Source organism: Nocardia sp. CWNU-33 (assembly GCF_046764895.1).
Lineage (GTDB): Bacteria > Actinomycetota > Actinomycetes > Mycobacteriales > Mycobacteriaceae > Nocardia.
In genome coordinates, this window is record NZ_JBKOQN010000014.1 from 151,636 (window position 1) to 175,629 (window position 23,994).

Annotated in this window: 20 protein-coding genes; 13 read left to right on the plus strand and 7 right to left on the minus strand. The window is 66.7% G+C overall.

Annotated features, from left to right (window positions below):
* The first annotated feature begins 74 nt into the window (after positions 1-74).
* Together ACLMAL_RS20805 and ACLMAL_RS20810 are read left to right on the plus strand one after the other, a co-directional pair.
* A complete protein-coding gene (locus ACLMAL_RS20805) occupies positions 75-3,023 on the plus strand; it encodes an acyl-CoA synthetase (protein ID WP_412000591.1) in 2,949 nt (982 codons plus the stop codon).
* Between the two features lie 162 nt (positions 3,024-3,185).
* Positions 3,186-3,785 carry a class I SAM-dependent methyltransferase gene (locus ACLMAL_RS20810; protein ID WP_412000592.1) on the plus strand — a complete coding sequence of 200 codons (600 nt, stop codon included), beginning with the start codon at positions 3,186-3,188 and terminating at the stop codon, positions 3,783-3,785.
* A gap of 2 nt (positions 3,786-3,787) precedes the next feature.
* Here the strand turns inward: ACLMAL_RS20810 and rffA are convergent, their stop codons facing one another.
* Together rffA and ACLMAL_RS20820 are read right to left on the minus strand one after the other, a co-directional pair.
* On the minus strand, positions 3,788-4,927 hold the full coding sequence (rffA, locus tag ACLMAL_RS20815) for a dTDP-4-amino-4,6-dideoxygalactose transaminase (protein WP_412000593.1): 1,140 nt from the start codon (positions 4,925-4,927) through the stop codon (positions 3,788-3,790).
* On the minus strand, positions 4,917-6,014 hold the full coding sequence (locus ACLMAL_RS20820) for a glycosyltransferase family 2 protein (protein WP_412000594.1): 1,098 nt from the start codon (positions 6,012-6,014) through the stop codon (positions 4,917-4,919). Before ACLMAL_RS20820 ends, rffA begins: the two co-directional genes overlap by 11 nt.
* A 146-nt stretch (positions 6,015-6,160) precedes the next feature.
* Here ACLMAL_RS20820 and ACLMAL_RS20825 point away from each other — a divergent pair, with 146 nt between their 5' ends.
* From ACLMAL_RS20825 to ACLMAL_RS20840, 4 genes are all read left to right on the plus strand, one after another.
* On the plus strand, positions 6,161-8,401 hold the full coding sequence (locus tag ACLMAL_RS20825; RefSeq protein ID WP_412000595.1) for a hypothetical protein: 2,241 nt from the start codon (positions 6,161-6,163) through the stop codon (positions 8,399-8,401).
* A 120-nt stretch (positions 8,402-8,521) separates the two neighbouring features.
* Complete coding sequence (locus ACLMAL_RS20830) at positions 8,522-10,774, plus strand: hypothetical protein (protein WP_412000596.1); 2,253 nt, start codon at positions 8,522-8,524, stop codon at positions 10,772-10,774.
* Positions 10,771-11,268 (plus strand): GtrA family protein, encoded by a 498-nt coding sequence (locus tag ACLMAL_RS20835; protein WP_412000597.1) that lies wholly within the window; start codon positions 10,771-10,773, stop codon positions 11,266-11,268. Before ACLMAL_RS20830 ends, ACLMAL_RS20835 begins: the two co-directional genes overlap by 4 nt.
* A gap of 21 nt (positions 11,269-11,289) precedes the next feature.
* On the plus strand, positions 11,290-11,523 hold the full coding sequence (locus ACLMAL_RS20840; RefSeq protein WP_412000598.1) for a Trm112 family protein: 234 nt from the start codon (positions 11,290-11,292) through the stop codon (positions 11,521-11,523).
* Positions 11,524-11,633: 110 nt separating this feature from the next.
* Here ACLMAL_RS20840 and ACLMAL_RS20845 read toward each other — a convergent pair whose 3' ends face one another.
* The 5 genes from ACLMAL_RS20845 to ACLMAL_RS20865 all read right to left on the minus strand — a co-directional run bounded on the left by ACLMAL_RS20845 (position 11,634) and on the right by ACLMAL_RS20865 (position 16,381).
* Positions 11,634-12,275 carry a TetR family transcriptional regulator gene (locus ACLMAL_RS20845; RefSeq protein ID WP_406238261.1) on the minus strand — a complete coding sequence of 214 codons (642 nt, stop codon included), beginning with the start codon at positions 12,273-12,275 and terminating at the stop codon, positions 11,634-11,636.
* A gap of 50 nt (positions 12,276-12,325) precedes the next feature.
* A complete protein-coding gene (locus ACLMAL_RS20850; RefSeq protein ID WP_412000599.1) occupies positions 12,326-13,120 on the minus strand; it encodes an ABC transporter permease in 795 nt (264 codons plus the stop codon).
* Complete coding sequence (locus ACLMAL_RS20855; protein ID WP_412000600.1) at positions 13,117-13,848, minus strand: ABC transporter ATP-binding protein; 732 nt, start codon at positions 13,846-13,848, stop codon at positions 13,117-13,119. Before ACLMAL_RS20855 ends, ACLMAL_RS20850 begins: the two co-directional genes overlap by 4 nt.
* Before the next feature lie 162 nt (positions 13,849-14,010).
* Positions 14,011-15,534 carry a multicopper oxidase family protein gene (locus ACLMAL_RS20860; RefSeq protein ID WP_412000601.1) on the minus strand — a complete coding sequence of 508 codons (1,524 nt, stop codon included), beginning with the start codon at positions 15,532-15,534 and terminating at the stop codon, positions 14,011-14,013.
* Between the two features lie 358 nt (positions 15,535-15,892).
* Positions 15,893-16,381, minus strand: coding sequence for a MarR family winged helix-turn-helix transcriptional regulator (locus ACLMAL_RS20865; RefSeq protein ID WP_412000602.1), 489 nt, complete (start codon positions 16,379-16,381; stop codon positions 15,893-15,895).
* Positions 16,382-16,483: 102 nt separating this feature from the next.
* Here ACLMAL_RS20865 and ACLMAL_RS20870 point away from each other — a divergent pair, with 102 nt between their 5' ends.
* The 7 genes from ACLMAL_RS20870 (at position 16,484) to tyrS (ending at position 23,532) form a co-directional block, all read left to right on the plus strand.
* Positions 16,484-17,179, plus strand: coding sequence for an NAD(P)-dependent oxidoreductase (locus ACLMAL_RS20870; RefSeq protein WP_412000603.1), 696 nt, complete (start codon positions 16,484-16,486; stop codon positions 17,177-17,179).
* A gap of 205 nt (positions 17,180-17,384) precedes the next feature.
* On the plus strand, positions 17,385-18,557 hold the full coding sequence (locus tag ACLMAL_RS20875; RefSeq protein WP_412000604.1) for an NAD(P)/FAD-dependent oxidoreductase: 1,173 nt from the start codon (positions 17,385-17,387) through the stop codon (positions 18,555-18,557).
* 91 nt (positions 18,558-18,648) lie between these two features.
* On the plus strand, positions 18,649-19,539 hold the full coding sequence (locus ACLMAL_RS20880) for an RNA polymerase sigma-70 factor (protein WP_412000605.1): 891 nt from the start codon (positions 18,649-18,651) through the stop codon (positions 19,537-19,539).
* 43 nt (positions 19,540-19,582) lie between these two features.
* Complete coding sequence (locus tag ACLMAL_RS20885; protein WP_412000606.1) at positions 19,583-20,731, plus strand: low temperature requirement protein A; 1,149 nt, start codon at positions 19,583-19,585, stop codon at positions 20,729-20,731.
* Between the two features lie 98 nt (positions 20,732-20,829).
* Positions 20,830-21,477, plus strand: a complete 648-nt coding sequence (locus ACLMAL_RS20890; protein ID WP_412000607.1) for a DNA-3-methyladenine glycosylase — start codon at positions 20,830-20,832, stop codon at positions 21,475-21,477.
* Positions 21,478-21,644: 167 nt separating this feature from the next.
* The gene (locus ACLMAL_RS20895; protein WP_412000608.1) at positions 21,645-22,067 is read left to right on the plus strand and encodes a DoxX family protein; all 423 of its coding nucleotides are present in this window, start codon (positions 21,645-21,647) and stop codon (positions 22,065-22,067) included.
* A 175-nt stretch (positions 22,068-22,242) separates the two neighbouring features.
* Positions 22,243-23,532 (plus strand): tyrosine--tRNA ligase, encoded by a 1,290-nt coding sequence (tyrS, locus tag ACLMAL_RS20900; RefSeq protein WP_412000609.1) that lies wholly within the window; start codon positions 22,243-22,245, stop codon positions 23,530-23,532.
* Positions 23,533-23,994 lie beyond the last annotated feature (462 nt).

A 23,994-nucleotide genomic window follows, 5' to 3' on the forward strand; every position in this document is an offset into this window, starting at 1 on the left:
GATGTGGGAAGCTCGTCTGAACACGTCGGGGTGTGTGATGCGTGTCACGTTTCTTGGTAGGGCTGGGAGCGATCGTGAAGTTCAGTGCAAAGGATATGGTCGGGTCGGTGCAACGGTTGATGGCGACCGCCCAGAACGGCCTGGAAGTCATCCGCTTCGGTGGGCTGACCCACGATGTCGAATCGTCCCCGTTCGAGGTCGTCGAACGCAGACGGATGTATCGCCTGCGCCATTACTTCCCCGACGATGCGACACCGGGCCGGCCGGTCGCCGTGCTGGTGCCGCCGCTGATGGTGAACGCCGACATCTGGGACGTCAACGCCGAGGACGGCGCGGTCGGGATTCTGCATCGCGGCGGAATCGATTGCTGGGTGGTCGATTTCGGATCACCCGCGAGCGAAGAGGGTGGGTGGGAACGGGATCTGGCCGATCATGTCCTCGCGATCAGCAGTGCGATCGACACGGTCAGCGAGGCGACCGGCAGCAGTGTGCACCTGATGGGGTACTCGCAGGGCGGCATGTTCGCTTATCAGACCTCCGCCTACCGCTACGGCAAGGGTGTGGCGAGCATTGTCACCTTCGGCAGCCCGGTCGACGTGGTCGCGGGCATGCCCTTCGGGCTCCCGTACGGCATGGTGTCGGATGTCGCGGAGTTCCTCGCCGACCATGTCGTCACCCGGCTGCCGATCACCGATTCCATGGTGCGCATCGGCTTCCAGCTGCTCGACCCGGTGAAGACCGCGAAGTCCAGGATCGATTTCCTGCGCCAGCTGCACGACCGGGAAGCGTTGCTGCCCAAGGAACGTCAGCGCCGGTTCCTCAACAACGACGGCTGGGTCGGCTACGCGGGCCCGGCGGCCGCCGATCTGCTCAAGCAGTTCGTCGCGCACAACCGGTTGATGCTCGGCGGCTTCGTGATTCGCGATCAGCCGATTTCGCTTGCCGAACTGAAATGCCCGATTCTGGCGTTCGTCGGTGAGGTCGACGATATCGGCCAGCCCGCTGCGGTGCGTGGCATCGTGCGGGCCGCGCCCAACGCCGAGGTGTACGAAGCCAGTTTGGTGGCAGGGCATTTCGGCCTCGTCGCGGGCAGCATGGCCACCAACCACACCTGGCCTCTTGTCCGGCAGTGGGTCGATTGGATGGACGGCGGCCAGCCGCTGCCGCCGGAGATCACGCCGATGGCCGAGCATGTCGCAAGCAACCGGCCGCTCTCGGCGGCCACCCGTGTTGTGCACACCGTCGGCACGCTGGCCGAGGCCGGCACGGGCATGGGCAAGGCGCTGGAGGGGATTGCGAACAACACCGTGCGCGGCTCGGTCGAGCTGGTCGGTGAGGCGGCGCGGGCGCTGCCGCGGTTGACCCGGCTCGGGATGATCCAGCCGCACACCCGGGTTTCGCTGGGGCGGTTGCTTGCCGAGCAGGCGCAGCGGGCGCCGTTGCGCGATCTTTTCCTGTTCGACGATCGCGTGCACACCAACGCCTCGGTCAATGTCCGCATCGATAATGTGGTGCGCGGCCTCGTCTCGGTCGGTATCCGTCCCGCGATGCGGGTCGGCGTGGTGATGGAGACCCGGCCGAGCGCGCTGGCGACCGTCGCGGCGCTTTCGCGTCTCGGTGCGGTCGCGGTGTTGCTCGCCCCTGGCGGCGAGTTGGAAAGGGCGATCGAGCTCACCGGCATCAAGACACTGGTTGCGGACCCGGAGAACCTGCGGACCGCGGCGGCCACCGGTACCAGGGTGCTGGTGCTCGGTGGCGGCGAGACACGTGGACTCGACATCCGGCAGGGTGAGAACGTGATCGATCTCGAGCAGATCGATCCCGGCCAGGTGCGGCTGCCTGCCTGGTATCGGCCGAATCCCGGCCTGGCCCGCGAACTTGCCTTCGTCCTGGTGACCGGCACCGGCGATCGGCTGGAGGCAAAGTACATCACCAACCATCGCTGGGCGCTTTCGGCGATCGGCACCGCGACCTCGGCCGATCTCGATCGCAAGGACACGGTGTACTGCCTTGCCCCGCTGCATCATTCGTCCGGCCTGCTGGTGAGCCTCGGGGGTGCGATCGCGGGCGGCAGCCGGATCGCGCTCGCCAGATCGCTCGACCCGGCCCGCTTCGCCGAGGAGGTGCACCGTTACGGCGTCACCGTGGTGACCTACACCTGGACCATGCTGCGCGACATCCTCGATGCCGAGGTGTTCCCCGCGGGGCACCGGCACCCGATTCGCCTGTTCATCGGCTCCGGCATGCCCGCGGGCCTGTGGCGGCGCACGACCGAACAATTCGACCCCGCCCGCGTGCTGGAGTTCTACGCCTCCATCGAGGGCGATGTGGTGCTGGCCAACGTGACCGGCGTCAAAGCGGGCTGCAAGGGCAGGCCGGTGCCCGGTACGGCCAAGGTGGAACTCGTCGCCTACGACCCGATCGTCGATCAGGTCCTGGTGGACGAATCCGGTTTCGCCCGCCGCTGCGCGGACAATGAAGTGGGTCTGCTGATCGGCAAGGCCTCCGACGGCGTCGACCTGTCCGACGGCGGCCTGCGCGGCCTGTTCACCGCGGGCGACGCATGGATGCCGACCGAGAATCTGTTCCGGCGCGACAGCGACGGCGACTACTGGCTGGTCGACCGCACCGACACGGTGATCCGCACGCCGCGCGGGCCGGTGTACACCCAGCCGATCGTGGACGCCCTCAACGACATCACCGCGGTCGACATGGAGGTCGCGTACGGCCTGCCAGTCGGCGGTCACTGCCTCGCTGTGGCCGCCGTCAGTGTTCGCTACGGTTTCCGGCTCGAACCCAAGGATGTGACCGAGGCGCTGCAGGTGCTCGATCATCACCAGCGCCCCGATCTGGTGTACGTGGTGGACGATATCCCGCGCAGCTCGTCCTACCGCCCGTCCGCCCGCGCCGTGCAGGCCGCCGGGCGGCCGGAAGCAGGTCCCGAAACCTGGTGGTACAACCGGGCGTCGGAGTCCTACGAGATGCTCACCGAGGTGTGCGCGCGGACGCTGCTCGGCGGCTGACCGACGATTTCGGCCCCCGCTCGGGAAACCGATCGGGGGCCGAATCATGTTGTCGTACTACCGGATTCCCGGCAACGGCCGGGTCGATCGGATAGTCGGCAGGTTTTCACCGTACTATCCGTGGTGGCCGCCGATGTTGAAACGGAACCTTACAAGGAAACTGTGGGTACGAGCCTTATCTATCGCAACAGAATCGTCTACGAGCTGGCGATGCGTGGGTTGTACGGCCGCCACTACGGAGCCAGATACCGTGCCATCGCCGCCATCGTTCCCGACGGAGCCGGCGTCCTGGACGTGTGTTGTGGGCCTGCCACGCTGCACGCCCGCTATCTGCGCGGTAAATCTGTCGACTACACGGGCCTCGATCTCAACGAGCGATTCATCGCGCGTGTGCGACGCGCAGGCGGCCGCGGTGCGGTGTGGGATCTGCACTCCGACGCTGCGCTGCCGGAAGCCGACTACGTGATCATGCAGGCCAGCCTGTACCACTTCCTGCCCGAGCCGGGACCGCTGATCGACCGGATGCTGGCCGCGGCGGGCAAGCAGGTGATCATCGCCGAGCCGATCCGCAATCTGGCCTCCAGCAATAACCGGGTGCTCGCCGCGATCGGCCAGCGCTTCACCGACGCGGGCGACGGCGCGCAGGCGCAGCGGTTCACCGAAGCGACCCTGGACGCGTTGTTTCGCGCCTACGAGTCGCGTGTGGTCGAGCAGTCGCTGATCGCGGGCGGCCGAGAGAAGTTGTTCGTCCTCTCGGCGTGAGATCAGACCGTGAACGCGGTGACGGCGTCGACGACGCGGGCCACCTGCTCGTCGGTCAGATCGGGCCACAGCGGCAGTCGCACGATGGTGCCGGAGAACTCGGCGCTGCGCACGCACGGCTGCGGGGTCCGGCCCAGCTTGAGGCCGGCGGGACTGGAATCCAGCGGCACATAGTGGAACGGCGCCGAGATGCCGCGTGCGCCCAGGTGCGCGATCAAGTCGTCGCGGCGTTCCTCGGTGGGGGTGCGCAGGTAGTACAGGTGCGCGGTGTGTGCGCGGTCGTCGGGCACGCTCATGAGGCGAACGTCATTGCGGCGCGCCCACTCCGGCAGCGCCGCGGCATAGGAGTCCCACACCCGGTGCCGTCCTGCCTGGATGGTGTCGAATTCGTCCAGCTGCGCGTCCAGCACCGCCGCGTTCAACTCGCTGGGCAGATAGCTGGAGCCGATATCCTGCCAGGAGTACTTGTCCACCGCGCCGCGCAGGAACCGGGCGCGGTCGGTGCCCTTCTCCCGGATGATCTCGGCGCGCGCCATCAGGATCTCGTCGGTGAGCAGCAGCGCGCCGCCCTCACCGCAGTGCACGTTCTTGGTGTCGTGGAAACTCAGCGTGCCCAGGCTGCCGATGGTGCCGAGCGGGCGGCCGCGCCAGCTGGCGCCGAGGCCGTGCGCGTTGTCCTCCACGATGGCGAAACCGTGCGCGTCGGCCAGGGCGAGTAGCCGGTCCATCTCGGCGGCGACGCCGCCGTAGTGGATGACGACAACGGCTTTGGTCCGCTCGGTGACCGCCGCGGCGACGGAGTCCGGGTCCAAATTGCCGGTCTCCGGGTCGATGTCGGCGAACACGCAGGTGGCCCCGCGCAGTGCCATCGAGGTCGCGGTGGAGGTGAACGCGAAGCTCGGCACGATCACTTCGTCGTCCGGGCCCAGCTCCAACAGCAGGCCTGCCATCTCCAGCGCGGAGGTGCACGAGGTGGTCAGCAGCGCGTGCGGCGCGGCGGTGATGGTCTTCAGCTTGGCGGTGGCGGCGGCGGTGAACTGCCCGTCACCGTGGCTGTGATCGGAGCCGAGCACGGCCTCCAGATTGGCCAATTCGCGGCGTGCCCGGAACGGGCGGCTGAAAATGACGCGATCAGTGCTCAAGCCGGTCGATCCCCCTGCTGGCGGCGGTCATGGACGGTTCCCGGGTATCCGCCGGGCGCGGCGTCGGTGTGTCGACGGTCAGGTAGAGCGGTTTGCCTACGAGGATATGCAAAGCGACGCCGAGGTATTCGGCGATCAGGCCGAGGGAGAACAGGGTCGCGCCGGACACCAGCAGCAGCACCACGATGATCGAGGCCCAGCCCTCCGGCGCCCAGTTTTCGGCGGTGAGCGCCTCGTAGACGACGAACGCCGCCATCACACCACCGGCGAGCGCCAGCGTGACACCGAGCAGGCTGACCAGCCGCAGACCGCGAGTACCGCTGCACAGCACCATCTTCCAGAACAGCGAGAACAGCCGCCGGTAGTTGTAGCCGGACTCCTCGCGGCCCTCGGCGCGCAGCTCGACCGGCACCTGGGCGACGGTGCCGACCACCCAGGTCAGCGCGACATCCAGATAGACGCCGTTGGAGGCGACCTCGGCGAGCTGGCGGCCGATGGCGCCGCGGATGAGCCGGTAGCTCTCGAACCGGGTGGAATCCGGGAACGCGAACACTGTGGCGAGCACGATCTTCGCGCCGCGCGAGGTGAGGTTGCGCAGGAAACCGTGCGGGCGGGTGTTGGTTGGCCTCGAATAGACCAGATCGGCGCGCTCGGCGAGGGCCGCGTCCAGGAAGGTGCCGATGAATCGGGGATCGTGCTGGCCGTCCTCGTCCATGGTGACGATCCAGCTGCCGCGGGCGGCGGACATGCCGGCGATGGTCGCGGCGTCCTGGCCGAAATTACGACTCAGCCAGACGGTGCGGACCTCGGGGTAGGTCTGCTCGAGCTCCTGTAACACCACATCGGACCGATCCGGCCCGTGGTCGTGCACCAGGATGATCTCGTCGATCGTGAAGACGGCGCCGCCGGGCGTCTCGGTGGGAACGGTCAGCTCGTGCAATTCGGCGACCAGCCTGCTGATGGTGTCCTCGCCCCGATAGATCGGCACGACGACGGACACCGTGTGCGCGCTGCCCGCATCGGGGCGGGGTTTGCCGTTCGGCGCTGCGGCATCGGTGCGGGGCGTGGAAGTAGTGGGAATCGGCATCAGCTGGATCGACTTTCGCTAACGGTGCGTGCCGGTACTCCCCGCTGGACAGCAGAGCCCGAGCCGCCCAGAACTCTAGCACGGTGCGGGTTTCGGCTTCTGCGACCGATGCCAAGCGGCATCGCGCACGGTAGGGTCTGGAACTCGTGACGGATAGTGCAGCGCTCGATTCGCGGCGAGACGTGTACCGCTGGGGAGCCATCACCGCGATCGGGGCGGTCGCGGGGTATATCGCGGTCCTGCTCGCCAACGTCCGGCACTTCTATACCGACGACACCGAATCCCAGTACACCGGGTTGTGGATCGGCCTGGGCCGGTCGTTGCGTGACGGCACCTTCCCGGTGCTGGTGCCCGAGCGGTGGATGTCGGGCAACAACACGATGGACGATGCGGGGCTGTTCAATCCGCCGCAGTTGCTGATCGATCTGATCGCGCCGTCGGTCGACAACATGGCGTTGTACGCGACCGTCGTCAAACTGATCTTCGCCGTCATCGCCGCACTCGGGGTGTATCGGATCTGCCTGGCCTACGGCGGTCGGCCCGCGTGGTCGGCGGCGGCGGGTATCGCGTTCCCGCTGTCGGGGTTCTTCCTGTTCTTCGACGAGGCAAGCTGGATGACCGCGCTCACCGGCACCGCGTGGCTGGTGCACGCCTGGGCGTCGTCGGTGCGCTACACGCGCGGCACGGGCGGACCGATTCCGGTCTTCGTCTTTCTGTATCTGACGATCTCCACGCAGTACATCTTCCCTGCGGTGGAGGCCGCAATCATGTTGTTCGCCGTGGCGGTGGGCGAGCTTGTCCATCAACGCCGCTGGCAGCCGGTCGCTCGGCTGACCGTCGCGGGAGCGTGCGCCGGTCTCGCGGGTCTGCTGACCTTCCTGCCGAGCATGCTGTCGGCGAAGGTGACCTGGCGCGGCAGCTCACAGATCATCAACGACCAGTTCCTCACGGTGCCGTGGTCGGAATCGCTCAACGCCAGCCTGCCGAGTTCGATGCCTGCCTTCACCTCGTGGTGGGGTTATGTGCAACCGATGCCGGTCACCTACATCGCCTGGTTCCTGATCCCGGCGCTTGCGTTCATCGACTGGCGACGCGCCAAGGAAAGCTGGCGGGAGCTCAGCGCGGTCGCGATCTTCTCGGTCCTGATGCTGATGTGGGCCGCCGGACCCGGTTCGATCGGTCCGCTGCGCTGGCCGGTGCGGGTACTGCCGATGCTCGCCATCGGCCTGCTGGTGCTGGTGTGCGTGCTGCTCGGGCGCTACGGCACGGTGCGAGACCTGAAGAATCGCGGCGTCGCCGCCGGGGTCTTGATCGGGCTGCTGTGGGTGCGATCCTTCTCGGCCGATCCGCACAGCGTGATCTGGCATGTGCTTGCGGCCGTCGCGATTGCAGCGCTCGGTGCGGGGGTGGTGTGGCTCGATCGCACCAAGGGCATGGCCGCGGCGTGCGCGCTGACCATCGCCGCGATGTTCCCGATCGCCTACTTCCAGGTCAGGGCCGCTCAGCCGACCCCGATGACATGGAATCTGCCGACCAACCGCTCGGCGGCCGCCGCCGCGTTCCCCGACTTCCCAGGCAACACCATCCAGCTCGCCGAGCGCGGGCTGTTGGGGCCCGCGGACAAGAGCCTCGAAGGCGCGTACGGTTCGCTGGTTTTCGGCAACTACGCCAAATCGCTCGACCTGTCCTACGTCAACGGCTACACCCCGACGGGTCACTTCTACTTCGGCGAGTTGCTCTGCATGCGCTGGGACAGCAGTGTGTGCCCGGACGCCTACCGCAGGATGTTCGCCCCGGAGCCGACCACCGGACGACAGCTTGTCGATCTGATGAAGCTGGACCGGGTGGTGCTGCAGCGCGCGCTGTTCCCCGATGCCCGCGACCAGCCCGCTCCCGAGGGTTGGAAGTGGGTGGACTACCCCGGCCACGAGCGGTACATCTCGGTGCTCGAACGGGTGGACGGCCCGATCTCGACGGTGAACGGCCGGGTCGCGGACGCGAAGAACGCGACAGCGACATCGATCTCCGAGACCGGCACCACCAGCCGGGTGCGGGTGTCCTCGGCCGACGGCGGTCGCGTGGTGTTCGCGCGGCTCGGCTGGCCGGGCTACCGGGTCACCCTGAACGGCGAGCCGATCCGGATCGAAGTGGTCGCGAAAAGCTTCGTCGCCGTGAATATTCCGGCAGGCACCCACGACGCGGAGCTGGTGCTGACCTGGCGTCCGCCGGGGTGGAAGGTCGGTATCGCGGCGATGGCGGCCGGGGTGCTCGGTGTCGGCGCGCTGCAGTGGCTGTATGTGCGGTCGCGGCGTCGTGATGCCGCGGTGTCTGCCGACGACCGCGCCACCGGTGAACCCGAACGCGAACTGGCGGACGTTGTTTCGTGAACGCTGACCCGCATCCGGTAACCGGGACGCCGAGGGGCGCGGCGGTCACGGTGTGGGCAGCGGCCGGCTCACGGTGCGCATTCCGTTACTCGCCGCGGCGGGCTGTAGGGTCTGGAACTCGTGGTGGAAAGTAGCGCCCCCGCCCGGCGGGACGTGTACAGGTGGGGTCTCATAACCGCACTCGGTGTGATTGCGGGATACGGTGCGGTGCTGTTGGCGAACGTCCGGCACTTCTACACCGATGACAGTGAGTCGCAATATGCGCCGTTGTGGGTAATGCTCGGCCGTCAGCTGCGTGACGGGCAGTTCCCCGCGATGGTCCCCGAGCACTGGATGGCGGGCAACTACACCATCGAGGAGGCGGGTCTGCTGAATCCGCCGCAGCTGCTGATCGATCTGATCGCGCCCTCAGTGGACAATGTTGCGGTCTACACCACGGTGATCAAGCTGATCTTCGCGATCGTTCTCGGGCTCGGCGTTTACCGAATCTGCGTGGAGTACGGCGCGAAGCTGCCGTGGGCCGCGGTTGCCGGCATCGCGATCCCCTTCACCGGGTGGCTGTTGTTTTTCGACGAGGCCAGCTGGTACACCGCATTCACCGGTACCGCGTGGCTGGTGCACGCCTGGGCTTCGGGTGTGCGCTACGCGCGCGGTCGCAGCGGGCCCATCCCGACCTTCGTCTTCCTGTACCTGGCGATCTCGGTGCAGTACATCTTTCCCGCCGTAGAGGCAGGTCTGATGATCGGTGCCGTGGCCGTCGGCGAGGTGGTCTACCAACGCAAGTGGCTGCCGTCGGTGCGACTGCTCGCGGTGGCGGGTGCCGCGGCGGTGGCCGGGGTGGCGACCTACCTGCCCAGCATGCTCTCGGCGAAGGTGACCTGGCGCGGGACCGCGCAGATCAATAATGACCAGTTCCTGACGGTGCCGTGGTCGGAGTCGCTCAATGCCAGTCTGCCGAGCACGCTGCCCGCGTACAGCTCCTGGTGGGGTTATGTGCAGCCGATGCCGGTGGTCTATATCGCCTGGTTCCTGATCCCGGCGCTGGCCTTCATCGACTGGCGCAAGGCGCGCGAGAACTGGCGTGAGTTCACCGCCATCGCGCTCGTCGCGATCATGGCGCTGATGTGGACCGCGGGCCCAGGCACCATCGGCCCGCTGCGCTGGCCCGCCAGGGTGCTGCCGATGCTGGCCCTCGGGCTGCTGGTGCTGGTGTGCGTGCTGCTCGGGCGCTATGCGACCTTCGCCGACCGGCGCAGACGCGGCATCGCGGCGGCCGTGCTGATCGGGGTGCTGTGGTTGCGATCGTTCTCGGCGGCGCCGGACAAGGTGGTGTGGCATGTGGTCGCGGCCCTGGGCATCGCAGCCCTGGGAGCTGCAGTGGTGTGGCTCGGTGTGCGCCGCGGCGCGGCCGCGGCCTGTGTGCTGATCATCGTCTCGGTGTTCCCGATTGCGTTCCTCCAGGTGCACGCGGCGCAGCCGACGCCGATGAGTTGGAACCTGCCGCAGAGTCGTTCCGAGATGAAGGCCGCCTTCCCTGATTTCGCGGGCACCACACTGCAACTCGCGGACCGGGGACTGATCCGGCCGGGCGAACGGACCCTTCAGGGGGCGTATGGGTCGCTGGTCTTCGGCAACTACGCCAAAGACCTCGAGCTGACCTATGTCAGCGGCTACACCCCCAACGGCCACTTCTGGTTCGGCGAGATGCTCTGCATGCGATGGGACACCAGCGTCTGCCCCGACGCCTACCGTCGCGCTTTCGCCACCGAGCCGTCCACCGGCAAGACCATCGTCGACCTGATGAAGGTCGACCGGGTGGTGCTGCAGAAGGCGCTGTACCCGGATGCGCGCAACCAGCCCGCGCCGCCCGGCTGGCGGTGGGTCGACTCCCCGGGGCACGAGAAGTACATCGCAGTCCTGGAGCGCGACAGCGGGCTGTTGTCCACCCGGAACGGCCGCGTCGCCGCGGTCACGGGCGGCACCGCGACCTCGGTCTCGGAGTCGGATCCGACCAGTAGCGTGCGGGTGAGTTCGGAGCAGGGCGGACGTGTTGTGTTCGCCAGGCTCGGCTGGCCCGGCTACCGCGCGACGCTCAACGGTCGTGAGGTCCCTTTCACGGTGGTTGCAAAAACCTTTGTCGCCGTGGATATTCCGGCAGGAACGAAGAATGCGGACCTGGAGTTGACCTGGCGCCCGCCCGGCTGGAAGCTCGGCGTCGGCGCCGTGCTGCTCGGATTGCTCGGGGCAGGTGCGATGCAGTGGCTGTCGCTGCGTGCCCGACGTCGTGATGACGAGCCGGGCGGCGGCACATCGGTGCCGCTGAGCGCGGACCGCCCGACGCCGGAACCCGACCTGGTCGGCGCGATCAAGTGAGCGCGGGGGAGGCCGGAGCCCACGCGGGGGCGACGGGAACCGAGGATCCCGGACCCCTGCTGCGCCTGGTGCGCAGGCAGGAGCTCGCCTTCGCGGTGGTCGGCGGCTTCAACACGGCATTGGGCATGACGCTGACGGTGGCCTGGCTTGCGGTGCTCGGCCCCGATGTACCGCCGTCGGTCGCGGTGGTCGCGGCCTACGGCATCAGCATCGTGATCGCGTTCGTGCTGCACCGCACTTTGGTGTTCCGGGTGCGCGGCCACGTCGTCCGTGATTTTCTACGCTTCGTCGCGGTGAATTCCGGTGGGCTGCTGCTGAATATCGTGCTGCTGGAACTGGCCGTCTCGGTGCTGGGTTTTCCCGACAAGCCCGCGGCGGTCGTCGTGATGGGGCTCGTCGCGATCGTGAGTTTCTTCGGCCATCGCTACATCTCGTTCCGCCGGGAACCGGCGGCATTGTCGCCGTCGACCGGTTCCGGTGCGGAGCAGTTGTAGGCGACGGGTAAGTTATCGATCATGCCGGAGGAAACCGCCTTGGACGCCACCCTGTTGAGCCTGCTGGCCTGCCCGCAGGACAAGGGTCCGCTGCTGTTGGTCCGCGATGACAAGGGCGCCACCGCGCTCTACAACCCGCGCCTGCGCCGGGCCTACCCCATCGAGAACGGCATTCCGGTGCTGCTCATCGACGAGGCACGCGACGTCACCGATGCCGAGCACACCGCGTTCACCGGTCAGCACACCGACGCCTGACAGGAGCTGACCCGGTGGCACACCCCGCGGGGTTGCCACCGGACTCGTCGGTGCGCCGATTCCTCTCTGTCCCAGCGACATTCCGGTCTACGAATCGTTGACTTACGGAATTACGGTGTGGCGGGATCGATTTCGCCGGTGAGGTAGCGCTGGAGGGTGGGGCCGACGGCGGCGACCAGCTCCGGGATGGGCATGGAGGCGACCGGCTCCACTTCCAGGATCTTGCGCGCGACGAGCACGCCGATCATCTGCGTGGCGACCAGCGCGACGCGGGCGCGGCCGTCGTCGTCCGGGGCTGCGATGCGCAACCGGACTCGTTCGAGCACGATGTCGAGCACGAACGACCTTGCCAGCGAGATGTCGCTGCCGCCGAGCATGCTTCGCACCGCCGCGACCACCCCGGGACCGGCAGGGGAATCCCAGACGCTCACCACCGCGTGCAGGATGGTCGCGCCGAGCTGATCCAGCGGCACCCCTTCGATGATGCGCAGCGTGGCCTCCGGGTCTACCGGCAGCTCGACCACCGCGGCGAAGAGCTGCTGCTTGGTCCCGAAATAGTGGTGCACGAGCGCCGGATCGACCCCGGCGTCGGTGGCCACGGCACGGATCGAGGTCTTGTCGAAACCGACCTCGGCGAACCGGGCCCGAGCCGAGGTCAGGATCGCCTCGCGAGCGCCGGACTGTCCGGGCCTGCGCCCGGTGCGGGTGGCGCGCTCGCCATTGCCTGCCGTAGTTCCGTTGCCGGCCGTCACACCATCGCCTTCCGTCGCCCCATCACCCGCTGCCACGCTATCGCGTGGCATTACGGGGTTCGCCGCCGTAGGGTGGCCGCGCCGAGGCACAGCGCCACCACAGCGAACCCGGCGACCACGGCCAGATCGCGCCACATCGCCGCGGTCGCCTCGGGATGGCTCGAAACCTCGTGCAGCGCATCGACCGCATAGCTCAGCGGCATCACATTGCTGATCGCCTCCAACCAGCCGGGCAGTTGTCCGCGCGGAACGAGCAAGCCGCACAGGAAGATCTGCGGCGCGACCACCACCGGCATGAACTGCACCGCCTGGAATTCGGTGCGCGCGAAGGCGCTTGCCAACAAGCCGAGCGCGACCCCGCATACCGCGTCGACCATCGCGATCAGCACAACCCAGCCCGGGCTGCCTGCCGCGTCGAGGCCGAGCAGCCCGAAGGAGACCAGGCATGCCACTGCGGCCTGCGCGGCCGCGGCCACCGAGAATGCCGAGCCGTATCCGGCCAGCAGATCGATCTTCGACAGTGGCGTGGTGAGCAGCCGTTCCAGCGTGCCCGAGGTGCGTTCGCGCTGCATGGCGATGGCGGTGATCAGGAACATCACGATGAACGGCAGGATGCCGAGCATGCTCATGCCGACGCGGTCGAACAGCGGCACGGGATTGAGCGGGTTCTGCGGGGTGTCCTTGTAGATGAAGTACAGCAAGGTCATCAGCAGCGCGGGCACCACGAGAATCATGGCGACGGTGCGGTGGTCGTTGCGCAGTTGGCGCAGGATGCGGGAGGTTGTCGCGACATAGGGACGCAGGGTGGGCGTCCGGCGCGCGGTGAGATCCATGACGGCGCTCATGAGTTCTGTCCCATCGTGATCAAGGAGAGGAAGGCCTGTTCGAGGTTCTGTTCATCGGTTCTGGCTCGCAGTTCGTCCGGGCTCAGTTGCGCGAGCAGTTTGCCTTCGCGCATCAGCAACAATTGGTCGCAGTGTTCGGCCTCGTCCATCACATGACTGGACACCAGCAGCGTCGTTCCGGCGGCGGCCAACTCGTGGAACTGCTTCCACAGATCCACCCGTAGTACAGGATCGAGGCCGACGGTTGGTTCGTCCATGACGAGCATGTCGGGCTGGGCGACCAGCGCGCAGGCCAGTGAGGCGCGGGTCTGCTGGCCGCCGGAGAGTTCGTCGCCACGCTGGTGTGCGTTTTCGAGCAACCCGACCGCTGTGATGGCCGTATCGACGGCGTCGCGGTCGCGGCCGTACAGCGCGGCGAAGTACGTCACATTCTCGCGGACGCTGATGTCCGAGTAGATGCTCGGCGCCTGTGTCACGTAGCCGATCCGGTGGCGGAGTTCTCTGCTGCCCGCGGGCAACCCCAGCGCCGAGATTTCTCCGGATTCCACGATCTGCGTGCCCACGATGCTGCGCATGAGTGTGGTCTTGCCACAGCCGGACGGCCCGAGCAGTCCGGTGATCGAACCGCGCGGAATCGTCAGTGAGACATCGTGCAGAACTTCGCGGCCGCCGCGGTTGACCGTCAGGTTCTTGACATCTACGGCGGGGGATGAGTGCAGGTCCATCATGGGACGCCTCAATTCATCGAGTGTTGAATTCACTGTGTGATGAATTTAGCGCGACGGGGACGTCTGGACAAGAGGTAGCGGCTGGTCGTGCGCACAGCCCGGCATGTCGCCACGGGTATCGAGCCTTGCCTCGATGGATCCCGGGTTGGGTGCGTGCCTCGGTCAGTGGCCGTGATGCGATGGCGGCCTGCCTGCGGATTGTCCTGGCTCGACCACGACAAACTGGCCCATCATGCCCTGATCCTCATGCCACAGCAGATGGCAGTGATACATATACGGCGAGTTCGGATCGGCCGGTCCGTCGAACCGCATGGCGAGTTTCGCGGTGGCGTTGGGCGGCAGAAAGACGGTGTCCTTCGGTCCGGTCAGCGCTGTCGATGGCGGTGTACCGTTCAGCTCCAGCACTCGGTACTGCACATCGTGGACGTGGAAGTTGTGCGGCATCCCGTCGTTGTTGTGCACGATCCAGGTCTCGGTAGTGCCTCGTGTGACGGTCAGGTCGATCCGGTCCATCGCCATCTTCTGGCCGTTGATCCCGCTCAGGTTCAACTCGAAGCGACGTTCCTGCACCGAATCGGTACCGTCCGGGGTGGACGGATGTGCCAGTGTCGCGGGCAGTTCGGGCGAGGGGCGCAGCGCTGCGGCCGCGCGCAGCTCGAGTATGTCGAACGAGTCGTCGCCGCCCGCGAACCTGCCGGTCCAGAAGTCGAGTCCGGCGTCGAGCTTGTTGCTGCGCAGTACCGTGCGCTCACCGGGACGGACCCGCACCACGATCTCGGCCCGCTCGCCCGGTGAGAGCTGCAGCCGGTCGAGCGTGGCGGGGCGTTCCAGCAGTCCGCCGTCGGTGGCGACGAGGGAGAACGAGCGGTTGTCGGCGAAGCCGAAGGTGTAGACGCGTGCGGGGGAGGCGTTGAGCAATCGGAGCCGGACCAGCTCGTCACCGACATTGCGGTACGGCGTCAGGGTGCCGTTGACCATCGTCTGGTCGCCGAGGAACCCGACGTCACGGAAGATGGCATGTCCCGAATCGAGTGCGGCCCCGCGGAACTTCACGTCCTGCACAATGACCGGCAGATCGTCGATGCCGTAATTGCTCGGCAGCGGAAGCGATTCGGAGATCTCGTCGTCGAGCAGGAACATACCCGCCAGTCCACGCCGCACGTGCTGCTCGGTCGCGCCGTGTGGGTGCGGGTGGTACCAGAGCGTCGCGGCGGGCTGATCGATCGTCCACTGCGGCGTCCATGTCGCTCCCGCCGCCACCATCTGATGCGGGCCACCGTCCATCGACGCGGGCAGATGCATGCCGTGCCAGTGCACGGTGGAGGCTTCGGGTAGCGAATTGCGGACTCGAACCTCGACCTTTTCGCCACGCTTCGCCCGCAACGTCGGGCCGAGGTAGTCGCCGTTGAATCCCCACGTGTCCGTTGTCTGACCGGCCCGGAATTCCTTTCGCCCCGAACGCATATCGAGCTCGAACACCCGGGTGCCGTCCGGCCGCGGCTGCGATTGCGCCAGCGGCGGAACAGCGAGCTCGTTCTCGAATTTCGTGCTGTCGACCGTGGAGACGACCGCGTTGACATACACCCAGGTGACGCCGCCGCCCACCGCGAGCACGAATACCGTCGCGAATGCGACAACGCCGATGAGCAACCGTCGCCACCAGCGCGGTCGAGGAACCGAAGACATGCACCGACAGTAGGAATCCGGACCGTCCGGACACATCGGGGAGCGTCCCTATTTCACCCCTGACCCGGCCCCTGATACGTGCTACTCACCGATTGTCGATGTCTGCCACACCCGCGCGGGCTGGTGTGTTCGAATTCTTTGGTGTCCGAGGCCTTCTCGGTGCAGATCACCGTGCCGGTGCGCAGGCACACGCCCGCTTCGATCCACTCCCGCCGCGCCTGGTCCGGGCGGCGCGTGATCATCGAACGCGGAGAATTGGTCGATGATCGTCTGTTCACCCATCACCGAGCCGCGGCGCATCCGTATCTCGTCGCGCGGCAACCGGAAATGGTTGAACCGCAGACTAATTCGTCGCGAGTCAGTCGTCGGCGAGTTCGGCGGTCGCGTCGCGCCCTGCCTCGGCGGTGCGGCGCAGAAAGTCCGCGATCACCTCCAGTTGGGCGTCGCTGTACCGCTCGCAGAGGTCGTCCATGCGGGTGTTCATGCCGGAGAGCATGCGATAGATCTCCGGATTGCGGTCGCGGGTCGCGCGTACGGTGACGGCGCGGCGATCGGTCGCGTCGGGGTCGCGTTCGCGAGTGATCCAGCCGCCGCGCTGCAGTCGATCGAGTACGCCGGTGATGGTTGCCGGGTGCAGGCCGGCGAGCTTGGCCAGCGCGCCGGGGCTGAGCGGGCCGTGCCGGTTGATGAGATCGAGGCAATTCCAGTCGGCGTCCTTGAGTTCGACCCTGGCTCCGAACTGGCGATTCAGTAGCGACAGTTGGATGTTCAGGTCGCGAAGCGACTCTTTGACTGCGCGCGCCGACTGTCGATGCCGCCGCGCATCTGCATTTGATACGTCATTCATATTGTATGACCTTCAAAATAGATGATATGATTCTCATATGATACGGCGCTCGGATGAACGAGCGCCAGAGGCGTGCCGAACATCTGCAGAAGGAAATCCGCCATGCGCATCATCGTTTTCGGAGCCAACGGCCCCACCGGCCGGCTGCTGACCGCCCAGGCCCTCGACGCTGGCCACGACGTCGTCGCCGTCACGCGGCGGCCGGCCGAATTCCCGATCGCCCACGAGCGGCTTGTCGTCTTCGGGGGCGATGTCCACCAATTGGAATCGGTCGACACGGCCATCGCGGGCGCCGACGCCGTGCTTTCCGCGCTCGGCGTGCCCTATGGCAAAGGGGCGATCACCACCTACTCCACCGGGGTCGGCAACATCGTGGCCGCCATGCACCGCCACGGCGTGCGTCGCATCGGTGTGGTTTCGTCCAGTGCGGTCGACCCGAAGCCCTACTCGGATGCCGGGTTCCTCTTCAACCGAGTGCTACAGCCCTACATCGTGCGGGTCATGGGCAAGACCCTCTATGACGACATGCGACGAATGGAAACGCTGCTGCGGGCCAGCGATCTCGAGTGGACGATCGTGCGTCCCGGCGGGCTGTACGAACTGCCCGCCGTCACGGATTACACGATGGTCGAGGGGCATGTCGACAGTCGCTATACCGCGCGCATCGATCTGGCAGCGAGTCTGCTCCGGCTGGTCGGCGACGACCGATTCGTGCGCAAAATCGTCGGGGTCGTCACGACAACCGATAACCCGAGCCTGCTGCAATTGATCCGCAAGGAGGCGCTCGGCAAGAGCTGATGCAGGGCGTGGGGACCGGTCGTCCGCGGCGCGAGTTGCTGGCTTACTCCGTGTTCGAGCTGGTCGCAGCCGTTTTCTGGCTGGTTTCGGCATAGTGGCGTGGATCACAAAGGGTGGCTGTCACGTTCCGCGGCCGTTGTTTGTCCCATGGTCGTCACCAACCAACGAACCCCGAACCGGTGACATGGACCATGGGAGAAGCGCCATGAACACGCAGCGGATCGTCATCCTCGGCGCCGGCTACACCGGCATGCTCGCCGCTGTGCGGCTGGCCCGGCGGACGCGCAAACTCGACACCAAGATCACCGTTGTCAACCCGTTCGCCCGGTTCACCGAGCGGCTGCGGATGCACCAGATCGCGGCGGGCCAGGAATTGGCCGACCACCGGATCCCGGTCCTGCTGGCGGGCACCGGCGTCGAATTCGTCCAGGGCTGGGCCACTTCCATCGACACGGTCGGACAGCGGGTCATCGTCGACGGCGCCGCGGCCCTGCACTATGACACCCTCGTCTACGCCCTCGGCAGCAGCACCGATACCACCATCGTGCCCGGCGCCGCCGACCACGCCTGGACCCTGAATGATCCCCGCACCGCGCACCGTTTGTCCGAACACCTCGCGGCAGCCGAAGCCGACGGCGGCACCGTCGCGGTCTGTGGCGGCGGCCTGACCGGTATCGAGGCCGCGGCCGAAATCGCCGAGAACCACCCGAGGTTGAAGGTCACACTGATCAGCAGCACCGAGCCCGGCGCGATGATGGGCGAGCGGGCCCGCGCCTACCTGAACAAGGCGCTGGACCGTCTCGGTGTCGCACGTGAGATCGGCAATGCCGTCACCAAGGTGCTGCCGGACGCGGTCGAGCTGGCCAACGGTGCACTGGTTCCCGCAGATCTGACGCTGTGGACCACCGGCGTCCGCGTGTCTCCACTGGCCGCCCAGGCGGGCATCGAAACCGACGCGCGCGGTCTGATCGTGGTCGACCCGACCCTACGGTCGGTGTCGCACCCGAATATTCACGCCATCGGCGATGCTGCCGCGGTGCGCCAGGTCTGGGGCCAGGTCCACGGCACCTGCCAGTCCGGCATGCCGACCGCCGCATACACCGCCGACGCCATCGCGCGGGCGCTGCGCGGCAAGAAGGTCGAGCCGTTCCGTTTCGGCTACTTCCATCAGCCGGTCAGCCTGGGACGCAAGGACGCGGTCATCCAGTTCACCAAGGTCGACGACACTGCAGGCCGGTTCTACCTGACCGGTCGTGCCGCGGTGATCTACAAGGAGGCCGTCAGCAGCAGCCCGGTACCGACCTTCAAGATGAGCAAGAAGATGACGATGTCGGTGCAGCTGTCCAAGGGCGGCGAAGCCACCCGTGCGACAGCATGACGCCACGCATACCGCCCGCCGCACACCCTATGGCGGGCGATAGGTTCACCTGACTTGTACGGCCTGAATACTCGGGGAGGTGGAACCGTCGATGGTCGACCGAACGCCGGCACAGGATCCCTTCATCGAACATCGGCGGCTGCTGTTCGCCACCGCCTACCGGATGCTGGGCACCGTCACCGATGCGGAGGACATCCTCCAGGACACCTGGTTGAAGTGGAACGACACCGATCAGTCGACTGTTCAGCATCCCAAGTCCTATCTGGTCCGCACGGTCACCAACCTGTCGTTGAACCGGCTGACCTCCGCCAAGGCCACCCGCGAAACCTACGTCGGCCCTTGGCTTCCCGAGCCGCTGCTGACCTCGCCGAATATCGCGGAGGAGACCGAGTTGGCCGACACCGTCTCCACCGCGATGCTGGTGGTGCTGGAAACCTTGAGCCCGGTCGAACGGGCGGTCTTCCTGCTGCGTGAGGTCTTCGGCTACTCGCACGCCGAAATCGCCGACACCCTCGACAAGCCCGAGACCACGGTCCGTCAGATCGCGCACCGGGCCAGGGCTCACGTGCAGTCCCGTCGTCCGCGGTTCGACACCGACAAGGCCGAGCGGGCGCACATCACCGACCAATTCATGGCCGCGTGCTCGGGCGGCGACCTCAATGCGCTGATGGATCTGCTGGCCCCCGATGTGACCGCGTGGTCCGACGGCGGCGGCGTGGTGACCGCGGCGCGGCGTCCACTGCACGGCCCCGACCATGTGGCCCGCTGGATCCTGGGCGTGCTGGCCAAACCGGTCGCGGCCGGTTTCGCCCTCGAATCCGCCGACATCAACGGCGAACTCGGTGCGCTCGCCCTCATCGGTGGAAACCCCGGCGCCGCCTTCACCTACGACATCGTCGACGGCCGGATCCAGAACCTCCGCTTCCAGGTCAATCCGCACAAGCTCGAGGGGTTGTACATGGGGACCGACACCCTCGGCTGAGGTACGGACGGCGGAAAACCGCCAGTCGCCTTACGATCTTGCGGTGACCAGCGAGACCACCGATACGAACGTGGAGGGGGGACAAGTCCGGGCTTCGACGCTGGAGCTCTTCTTCGACCTCGTCTTCGTCTTCACCATCACCCAATTGACCCACGTGTACACCCATCACCCCGGCTGGCAGGCGCTGGCTCAGGTAGCACTGCTGTTCGGTGTCATCTGGTGGATGTACAGCGGCTACGTTTGGCTCACCAACGAAGTGGCGCCGAGCAGCTCGTCCCGGCGGACCTGGCTATTGCTCGGAATGTTCGGGTTCTTCGTGCTCGCGCTGGCGATCCCGGATGCCTTCCATGGCACCGGCATCGCGTTCGGCCTCGGCTACGTCCTGGTCAATACCGTGCACACGGCGATGTTCTATTCGAGCGGCGGCGCCTCCGCGACGATCGCCATCAAGCGGATCGCGCCGCTGAACGCACTTGCTGCCGGGCTGGTGCTGGCCGGCGGTTTCGTGCACGACTGGGCCCAATACCTGTGCTGGGGACTGGCTTTCGCGGTCCAGGTACTCAGCCCTTACCTGGTCGACACCGGCAACTTCGTGGTCAGGGCAAGTCACTTCTGCGAGCGGCACGGTCTGGTCGTCATCGTTGCCATCGGTGAGTCCGTCGTTGCCATCGGTGCCGGACTGGCGGGAGAGAAACTGACCGTCGCGCTGGTTGCGAATGTCGCGCTCGGTTTGGCGCTGGCCTATGTGCTGTGGTGGGCGTACTTCGGCATCGATGACGAGCGCGGCGAACGCGCGCTCGGAGAGGTACCCGACCGGCAGCGCTCCACCGCTGCCGTCCTCGCGTACGGCTACGCGCTCTATCCGCTGCTGATCGGCATCATCGTGACCGCTGCGGGTATCAAGATGAGCATCGCGCACGGCAACGAGGTCGCCTCCGTCGCCACCGCGGCCGCGCTCTCCGGTGGTGTCGCCCTCTACTTCCTCGGGCAGTTCTTCTTCCGCCGCGCCCTACGTCTGCCGCGCTCGTGGTATCGCCTCGTCGCCGCTGCGGCGGTCGCGGCGACGATCCCGATCGGCGTCGCGTGGGTGGCATGGGCCCAGCTCGCCGCGCTCGTCGGCGTCGCCTACATCGCCGTGATCGCCGACGATCTGATCACCCTGCGCACCGGCCAGCACAGCGCTTACCTCTAGCCGGCGCACCCGAGTTCGTCCGGGCGAAGCACGATCGCCGGTGTTGTGGTGGTCGGATGCGGGGTCGCGGGCTGATCGGACCGACCCGGTTCGGGACAATGGCCGCTGTGTGTGCCGATGAACTCGCTGTGGAACCGCCCGCCGCCGCGCGCCGATTGCTCGGCGCCACCCTCTGGTCGGGGCCGGTCGGGGTGCGGATCGTCGAGGTGGAGGCATACGGCGGAGATCCGACCGGGCCGTGGCCGGACCTCGCATCACATTCCGGGCGCGGGCGGACCAAGCGCAATGCGGTGATGTTCGGGCCCGCCGGGGTGCTGTACGTCTATCTCAGCTACGGCATGCACACCTGCGTCAATGTGACGAGCGGGCCGGACGGGACCGCGAGCGCAGTGCTGATCCGATCGGGGGAAGTAGTGGCCGGGCTGCAGACAGCACGCGCGCGCCGAACGACCGCACGTAGCGATGTCGACCTGGCGAAGGGACCGGGCAATCTCGGTAGCACGCTCGGAATCACGTTGGGCGACTACGGAACTCCACTGTTCGACCCGTCCTCGCCGATCCGGCTGGAACTGGCCGGCGCACTGAGCGCAGCCGAGATCGCCAGCGGGCCACGCGTCGGCGTCAGGATGGCGGCCGAACAGGCGTGGCGATTCTGGCTGCCTGCCTCGACTGCTGTTTCGGTGTACCGCCGCAGCCCACGCGCACCGCGGATCGAGACGGGCTCCGGACCTGGATCGCATCGATGACCGGCGGGTCCTGACCCATCATGTCCGCGCCATCTGCAGACCTTCAGCCAGGCATAAACTCGGGTACTGGCGAATTTTGGCGGCAGCGATGAGTTTCTGTGGTGGCCTCCGTCCTATCTGGTAAGCGCGCCACACCGACTCGAAGCCACCGGCAAAGGAGCACCCCTGTGACCACCATCGCCCACCCCGTCACCGCCACTGTTGCGCCGAGCCGCACGCGCAACATCACCCTCTGGACCCTGCAGATCGTGCTCGGCCTGTTCTTCATCATCGCCTCGGCCGCACCGAAGTTCGTCGGGCAGCACGACGCCGTCGAGGTGTACGCGGAGATCGGTTGGGGCCAGTGGTTCCGCTACGTGACCGGCGTCGTCGAGCTCGCCGGCGGCCTCGGCCTACTGATCCCGCGACTGTCCGGATCCGCCGCGGCCGGCCTGTCGATCACCGTGGTGTGCGCCGCCGCGACCCAAGCCTTTCTGCTCGGCGCCCCGAGCATGGCGATCTTCCCGCTGGTCCTGTGCGCGGTGTTCGTGTGGATCGCATGGAACCGCCGCGACAGCATCGCGGCCCTGCGAGCGACGCTGACCCGCTGAACAGGACCCGACTCGACCAACTGAACATCGGACAGCGATCGGCGGACCGAGTCCGCCGATCGCTGTCTTTCGAGTACGGCGCACGCCCGCGAAATCCACTCGACCTGCGCGGCACGTCCCAGCGAGACTGAGGCGAACGCGGGTCATCGGGATCCGTGCGGAAAGATGGGACAGCGTGAGCGGCGACATCATTGATGAACTGACCTGGCGCGGACTGATCGCACAGTCCACCGACCTGGATGCCCTGCGCTCGGCGCTGGCCGCCGACCGCCTGACCCTCTATGCCGGCTTCGATCCCACCGGCCCCAGCCTGCACGCCGGACACCTGGTGCCGCTGCTCGCACTGCGCCGTTTCCAGCGGGCCGGTCATCGGCCGATCGTGTTGGCAGGCGGCGCCACCGGCCTAATCGGCGATCCGCGTGACGTCGGCGAACGGGCCATGAACTCGTCCGACACAGTTGCGGACTGGGCCGAGCGGATCCGTTCCCAGCTCGAGCGTTTCGTCGACCTGGACGATTCACCGACCGGCGCGGTCATCGTCAACAACATGGAATGGACCGGGAACCTGTCGACCGTCGACTTCCTGCGCGACGTCGGCAAGCACTTCTCGGTGAACGTCATGCTGGCCCGCGACACCATCAAGCGGCGCCTCGACGGCGAAGGCATCTCCTACACCGAGTTCAGCTACATGTTGTTGCAGGCCAACGACTACCTGCAGCTGCGCCGCGACTACGACTGCATGCTGCAGGTCGGCGGCTCCGACCAGTGGGGCAACATCATCGCGGGCGTGGAACTGAACCGCAGGGTCGACAGCGCATCGGTGCACGCGCTGACCGTGCCGCTGGTGACCTCGGCCGACGGCAAGAAGTTCGGTAAGTCGACCGGCGGCGGCAGCCTGTGGCTCGACCCCGAGATGACCAGCCCCTACGCCTGGTACCAGTACTTCGTGAACACCGCCGATGCCGACGTCGTCCGCTACCTGCGCTGGTTCACCTTCTTGTCCGAGGAGGAGCTGGCCGAGCTGGAGACGGCGACGACCGAACGCCCGCATGCCAGGGAGGCGCAGCGCAAGCTCGCCGAGGAGATGACGACCCTGGTGCACGGGGAGGCCAACACCCACGCCGTGCAGTTGGCAAGCCAGGCGTTGTTCGGTCGAGCGGATCTGCGTGAGTTGGACGAGGCGACGTTGGCCGCGGCGCTGCGGGAAGCCGCCGTCGACGGCACGGTCGCCGAGGTTGTCGCGGGGGAGCCGAGCACGATCGTCGATCTTCTGGTGGCATCCGGACTGAGTGAGAGTCGTGGGGCGGCCCGTCGTGCGGTGAACGAAGGCGGCGCTTCGGTGAACAACGAGCGCATCTCGGATCTGGAATGGACCCCCTCCGATGCTGACTACCTGCACGGACGGTGGCTGGTGCTGCGTAGGGGAAAGCGCAACTTCGCAGGCGTACTGCGGGCGGGCGCTTAAAGATCTTGGTGGCTTGAGTCACATCTGTGTAATTCGAGCCGGTTTCCCAGGTCGGTGCAGGTGCTCTGACCTGGGGAAACACCTCCGCTTCTTGGCGATTTGACGTAGCGTTTTCCGCCGCGTAACTTTATCCAAGTCAGAGCGACACGGACACCGACCCGGAGCCGAGAAGCCCAGCGGAAACGCTGAGCGGAGGGCCTGGGAAACGAGGTAGGACGAGGAGCGCCTGACCGTCAGCAACATCGATCGAGCGAGCGGACTTGACTCCGACCGAACGATTGGCTAGGCTGGAAAAGTTGCCTCAGAGAGCCCCCCGAGAGAATCTGGGGAGGAACTGTGTGCGTGTGTTCTTTGAGAACTCAATAGTGTGTCGATGAATGTCAGTGCCAATTATTTAATTGGTTCCGGCCTTACATACCCCCCGGTTGTAGGGTTGGACATTTAGTCAGCAAATCTTTTTGC